Consider the following 4,652-nt stretch of genomic DNA (forward strand, 5'->3'; position numbering starts at 1 on the left):
TCCTGACCCCCAACCCGAAAAATCCGCGCCACCACCGGCTGGACGACGCCGTGTTCGCGGATCGACTGGGCAAGGTCGGTCAGCTCGGCGTCGCCGAAATGCCGGCGCGGATTTTTCGGGTTGGGGGTCAGGAACTCGATCGGCACCTTGCCGTCGGCGCTCATGCCCGGTTTTTCAGGTGCTACTGGGCGATCAATCTCGCCGATCAGCGCCGCCAGTCCGCGGCCCAGTCTCTTTCTCGAAAGGTCTTCGCTCATCTTTATTCCAGTTGGCTATTCCAAATCGTTTCGGTATCGAATCGGCTCTTGACTATGCATCCGGCCACATCAAGCGGCGCGTAACTTGCGCTCGCGGCGGATCACTTCCGATGCCAGTTGCAGATAGGCCTGGCTGCCCGAGCATTTCAAATCGTAGAGGATCGCCGGCTTGCCGTAGGACGGCGCCTCGGACACCCGCACATTGCGCGGGATGATGGTCTCGTAGACCTTGTCGCCCATATGCGCCCGCACATCCTGCACGACCTGGTTGGCGAGATTGTTGCGGCCGTCATACATGGTCAGCACGATGCCCTGGATGGTGAGATCCGGATTGATCGAGCGCCGCACCTGCTCGACCGTCTCCAGCAACTGGCTGAGGCCTTCGAGCGCGAAAAACTCGCATTGCAGCGGCACAAGAACGGAATCGGCCGCAGCCATTGAATTCAACGTCAAAAGGTTGAGCGATGGCGGGCAGTCGATCAGCACATAGCCAAAGGGTGCGCCGCGCTCGGTCGCAGCGCGCAGCGCGTTGCGCAGCTTGAGCACCCGGTCGGGCGCGGAGGCGATCTCCATTTCGATGCCGAGCAGATCGAGCGTCGACGGCACGATCGACAGGCCCGGCACGGCTGTGGGGATGGCCGCGGCTTCCAGCTCCAGCTCGCCGGTCAACACGTCATAGGACGACACCGTCCGGTCCTTGCGGTCGATGCCCAGACCGGTGCTGGCATTTCCCTGCGGATCGAGATCGACGATCAGCACCTTTTCGCCGATAGCAGCTAGCGCGGTCGCCAGATTGATGGCGGTCGTCGTCTTGCCGACACCGCCCTTCTGGTTGGCTACGGTGATGATTCGGGGGCCATTCTTCATCATGGGTTTATGCCAGAAATTCATTTTGGGCGCCAAATCGCCTGTCAGTGACGGATCAGACAGGTCGCAGGTTGGACAATTCCAGGATGACGCCGCCAACGTCGGTCATACTTGGATGTTCTACCAGATCGAAGGACCATCGGTGAACGCTTTCTTGCACTTCGGTGCGGTAATCCCGGCCTTTGTGGAACAGGCCGCGCGCGCCTGAAACCAGCCAGGGCGCCGACAGGTCCAGCAAGGTCGAAAGCGGAGCCAGCGCCCGCGCCGTGACGATTTGCGGCGTCGAAACCAGCGCATGGCTGTCATCGATGCGGCGCGCCACGACCCGCGCCGGCAGGCTGAACTGGCCGACGACGGTCTGCAGGAAGGATGCCTTTTTGCGATTGCTTTCAACCAGATCGATGCTGGCGCCGTCGCGCTCGGCCAGCAGGAACGCCATCACAAGGCCTGGAAACCCACCGCCCGAGCCGAGATCCACCCAGCGTGTGGCAACGGGTTCTATGCGCCCGAGTTGGGCGCTGTCCAGGATATGGCGCTGCCAGACATCGCCCGACGTGGATTGCGCCACCAGATTGATGCTGCGATTCCATTTCTGGAACATCTGCTCGAACGCCACCAGCCGATCGAATGTTTCACGTGAAACCGGGCCTGCCGCATCCTGCAGGCTCTCCAGGGACATAGAATTCACGCAACATCCTTTTGTAGGCGCTGGGCGCTCTCCGCATGGCGGACATGCGCGACAATGATCGCCAGCGCCGCCGGCGTCATGCCCTCCATGCGCTGGGCATCGGCTATGGAGCGCGGGCGCCGCGCCTGCATTTTCTGCTTCAGCTCGTTCGACAGACCCGGCACTCCGGCGAAATCGACCGTCTCGGGGATCAGCCGGCTCTCCTCATGCCGGATCTGCGCCACGTCGGTCTTCTGGCGGTCGAGATAGACAGAATACTTCGCTTCCGTCTCGAGGCGCTCCGCGGTCTTGCCTTCGATCGCCGCAAAGCGCGGATCGACGCCGGCCAGCCAAGCGACATCGACGTCGGGATAGGACAGCAATTCATAGCCGGACCGGCGCACGCCATCCCGGTTGATGTCCAGCCCGTGCCGCGCCGCCTCATTCGGCGTCATGGCGAGCGACTTCGCCAAATCCCGCGCCTCATCCAGGCTTTGCATGACCTGCCCGTAGCGCTGCATGCGCTGTGCCGAGGCGATGCCCAGTTTCGCCGCCAGAGGCGTCAGCCGCTCATCCGCATTGTCGGCGCGTAGCGACAGCCGGAACTCGGCGCGTGACGTGAACATCCGGTAGGGCTCTGCGATGCCGCGGCTGGTCAAATCGTCGACCATCACGCCGATGTACGCCTCGGTGCGGCTGAGCACGATTTGCTCGCTCCCCGCCGCCCGCCGCGCCGCATTGAGGCCTGCGAGCAGGCCTTGCCCGGCTGCTTCCTCATAGCCGGTCGTGCCGTTGATCTGCCCGGCGAGGAAGAGACCACCGATGCGCTTCGTCTCCAGCGTCTGATGCAGTTCGCGCGGATCGACATGATCATACTCGATGGCATAGCCGGGCTGCAGCATGATTGCGCGCTCCAGCCCCGGAATGGTTTTCAATATATCGAGCTGCACATCTTCGGGCAACGAGGTGGAAATCCCATTGGGATAGACGGTATCATCGTCCAGCCCTTCCGGCTCCAGAAAGATCTGGTGCCCATCCCTATCGCCGAACTTGACGATCTTGTCCTCGATCGACGGGCAATAACGCGGCCCAACGCCCTCGATCGAGCCGGAATACATGGCCGAGCGGCCGAGATTGGCGCGAATCAGCTCATGCGTGGCCGTCGTCGTGCGGGTGATGCCGCACTCGATCTGCGGCGTGGTGATGCGGTCGGTCATCAGCGAGAACGGCACCGGATCCGCATCCGCGGCCTGGCTTGCCAGCGTCGTCCAGTCGATGCTCCGGCCATCGAGCCGCGGCGGCGTCCCGGTCTTCAGCCGTCCAAGCTTGAAGCCCGCGCGGTCCATCGTCGCCGAGAGCCCAAGGCTGGCCTGCTCGTTCATGCGGCCGGCGACAATCTTCCTCTCGCCAATATGAATGAGCCCGCGCAGAAAAGTCCCGGTCGTCAGCACGACCGCGCCACAGCCAAGCCGCCTGCCGTCGGCCAGGAGAACAGCCGTGATCCGCCCATCGGCGATCTCAAAATCCAGAACCTCGCCTTCAACCACGTCGAGATCGTTCTGCTGCCGAATCGCTTCCTGCATGGCAAGGCGATAAAGCTTCCGGTCGGCCTGCGTACGAGGGCCGCGCACGGCGGGACCTTTGCGGCGGTTGAGCAGGCGGAACTGAATGCCGGCCGCATCCGCCACGCGCCCCATCAGGCCATCCATGGCATCGATCTCGCGCACCAAATGGCCCTTGCCGAGCCCGCCGATCGCCGGATTGCAGGACATGACCCCGATCGTATCAAAGCGCAGCGTCACCAGCGCGGTCTTGGCACCAGCGCGCGCGGCAGCGCTGGCCGCCTCACAACCTGCGTGGCCGCCGCCCACCACAACCACATCATAGTGATTGGTCATCACAAACTTCCCAGACTCGAATGATTAAAGGGACACATGTCCCCGCGAGGCTTGGCTGTCAAGAAAACTCCGCGAGTCGTTTCACGTGAAACAGCCTTGCACCGCCATCGCGTGTGTTTCACGTGAGTCATCGGGGCACTGATGTTTCACGTGAGTCGCACCTTGCCGCTGCTCGAAGGTCTTACCCAAGCGTTCGCAACGTTCGTCATCCTAGGGCAAAGCAGGAAGCGAAGCGACGTCGCGGAGACCCTAGGATCCATGCCGTGATCTTGGCCAAAGAGTACAGCGGATCAGAATTCTGCACCGTGGCGCGCGCTCAGAAGTCGCGGCATGGATCCTCGGGTCTGCGCCGCGTCGCTACGCTCCTTGCTCCGCCCGTGGATGACGAAGCGATGGGGCGTTCCGCAAACGGTCCATCAAAATCTCTGCATCGACAACTGAGTCATTTTACGAGAGCACATCGTTTCACGTGAGTCATTTCCCGATGCAGAACTGCGAGAAAATCACGTCCAGCATGTCCTCGACGTCGATGGCGCCGACAATACGGCCCAGGCGATCTGCTGCAAGCCGCAACTCCTCGGCGCGCAATTCCTGCCCGACAGTCCGGCCGTCGGTTGCGCGACGCAGGTGGCTATTCGCTGCGCCGAGCAATTCGACGTGGCGCAGGCGCGACGGCAGGACATCGCCGACGCTGCCGGCTGCTTCCGCTGCCCGCCGGCCGATTTCCCCCAGCAGTTCCTCGACGCCCGTCCCGTTCTTTACCGAAATGACAAGGGCATAATCCTCCGTCGCGTCGCTCGCCGCGCGGTCTTCCAACAGATCGAGCTTGGTGCCGACGCGCAAGGTCGGCGCCACACTCGGCAGCTCGCCGACATCTCTTGGGTTCGCGATGTCCTGCAGCAAGAGCAAGAGATCGGCGCCATGCGCCTTGGCCCTGGCCTTCTCGATGCCGATAGCCTCGAC

General features: G+C 62.7%; 4 protein-coding genes and 1 pseudogene. All 5 read right to left on the reverse strand.

Going from position 1 to position 4,652, the window contains the following annotated elements; genetic code table 11:
- Window positions 1–257: ParB N-terminal domain-containing protein (locus tag EN984_RS23305; RefSeq protein ID WP_164765595.1), on the reverse strand; the 257-nt coding region annotated here is incomplete at its 3' end.
- A gap of 69 nt (window positions 258–326) precedes the next feature.
- Window positions 327–1,127 (reverse strand): ParA family protein, encoded by an 801-nt coding sequence (locus tag EN984_RS23310; protein ID WP_081738757.1) that lies wholly within the window; start codon window positions 1,125–1,127, stop codon window positions 327–329.
- Between the two features lie 52 nt (window positions 1,128–1,179).
- Complete coding sequence (gene rsmG / locus EN984_RS23315; RefSeq protein ID WP_127269178.1) at window positions 1,180–1,812, reverse strand: 16S rRNA (guanine(527)-N(7))-methyltransferase RsmG; 633 nt, start codon at window positions 1,810–1,812, stop codon at window positions 1,180–1,182.
- Window positions 1,809–3,689, reverse strand: coding sequence for a tRNA uridine-5-carboxymethylaminomethyl(34) synthesis enzyme MnmG (mnmG, locus tag EN984_RS23320; protein WP_127269179.1), 1,881 nt, complete (start codon window positions 3,687–3,689; stop codon window positions 1,809–1,811). Before mnmG ends, rsmG begins: the two co-directional genes overlap by 4 nt.
- Window positions 3,690–4,163: 474 nt before the next feature.
- A pseudogene (locus tag EN984_RS23325) lies at window positions 4,164–4,652 on the reverse strand (tRNA uridine-5-carboxymethylaminomethyl(34) synthesis GTPase MnmE); the annotation flags it as partial.

It is taken from the genome of Mesorhizobium sp. M7A.F.Ca.CA.004.12.1.1, assembly GCF_003997835.1.
Classification (GTDB): Bacteria; Pseudomonadota; Alphaproteobacteria; order Rhizobiales; family Rhizobiaceae; genus Mesorhizobium.

What these genes read in the sequence shown, in the direction of transcription:
- mnmG (WP_127269179.1), bottom strand. Translation starts at nt 3,689, where the DNA reads ATGACCAATCACTATGATGTGGTTGTGGTGGGCGGCGGCCACGCAGGT.
- EN984_RS23310 (WP_081738757.1), bottom strand. Translation starts at nt 1,127, where the DNA reads ATGATGAAGAATGGCCCCCGAATCATCACCGTAGCCAACCAGAAGGGC.